This is a genomic window from Oligella urethralis DSM 7531 (genome assembly GCF_000372065.1).
GTDB classification, from domain to species: domain Bacteria; phylum Pseudomonadota; class Gammaproteobacteria; order Burkholderiales; family Burkholderiaceae_B; genus Oligella; species Oligella urethralis.
In genome coordinates, this window is the sequence record NZ_AQVB01000046.1 from 1 (window position 1) to 1165 (window position 1165).

Genomic DNA, 1165 nt, shown 5'->3' on the forward strand with positions numbered 1-1165 from the left:
TGACCCAGAGCTAGGTCGCTTTATCAGCCAAGACCCGATCGGCTTGATGGGAGGGATTAACCTCTATCAATACGCCCCGAACCCGGTGGAGTGGGCGGATCCGTTGGGGTGGAAAGGTGTTAACATAATAACAAAAGCGGGAGTTTTTAAGAATCAACGGTATGATGTGGTCATGGAGTTAAGTCGTTCTGTCTATCCAGAAACTTTTACCCATATTGAAGATGCTATTAAAGCAGGTCATGCTCAGGTTGTGACAATAGGTGGTAAGACTAGTGCAAATAGACGAGCAAGTTTAAAAGGTATTGAAACTAAGTTGGGTTTAGACCGTGATGAGTGGCCAATGGCAATGTTTAAAGAAGGTGGCGAAGGCGCTAGTGTTAGACATATAGACCCTTCTGATAATAGAGGGGCAGGTGCCAGTATTGATTGTGCAACTCGTGGACTATCTGAAAATACTCGTATTCTTGTGCAGATTGTTGACTAATTCATTATGAACTATGTATTTATTTTAAGGAGTTAAAAATATGAACGAAATATCAATTGACCTATACGTTTCACATCGTCAAATTCACTTTAGAAGCGGTCCATACGATGAAAGTTTTAATGATTGGACAAAAGACGAAATTCAGCAAGGTGCTATTTTGGGTAAGTCCCATGTTGTTTTCGACCCCATTGCTTCCGGTGATTTTGATGCTGTAGTAAATGTTCGCTTGGCAAAAGGTTTTACGCCATCTTCAGATGTTCATAGAGTACTTAAATTTCCATTCATTGTAGTTGGGGATTTATATTTATCATCGCCCATGGCAGAACATGAGTTGAAATTAGATATAGCGCCAGGTGTCTATACTGGATATTTTGAAGTTTGTGAGGATTCGGAGCAAGAAGAATTGTATTTTAATATTGTTTTAATTCCTAACAATTCCACCTTACCTGAGACCGCTGAGTTTTTTATAGATGATCGATTTGGTGGTGCAAAGGGAAAGTTGTTAGCTAGTCGCTCTGTATAGAGGACAGTGTTGGATTGCCGTTAGACTCTCATAGAGTTATGTTGAAAGAACTAATGATTCAATGGCATTAAGGACAGTCGTAAAGGGGAGTTAAGCTATCAGTATGATCCCCTTGGTCGTTTGCTTAAGGTCAATGGACCACTCGGTGAGGAGCGTTT

At 40.5% G+C, this 1165-nt stretch carries 2 protein-coding genes; both read left to right on the forward strand.

Going from position 1 to position 1165, the window contains the following annotated elements; translation table 11 throughout:
• Positions 1-484: RHS repeat-associated core domain-containing protein (locus tag A3GA_RS11775; RefSeq protein ID WP_018027469.1), on the forward strand; the 484-nt coding region annotated here is incomplete at its 5' end.
• A gap of 40 nt (positions 485-524) precedes the next feature.
• A complete protein-coding gene (gene comJ, locus A3GA_RS0111090) occupies positions 525-1007 on the forward strand; it encodes a competence protein ComJ (protein WP_018027470.1) in 483 nt (160 codons plus the stop codon).
• Positions 1008-1165: the final 158 nt, after the last annotated feature.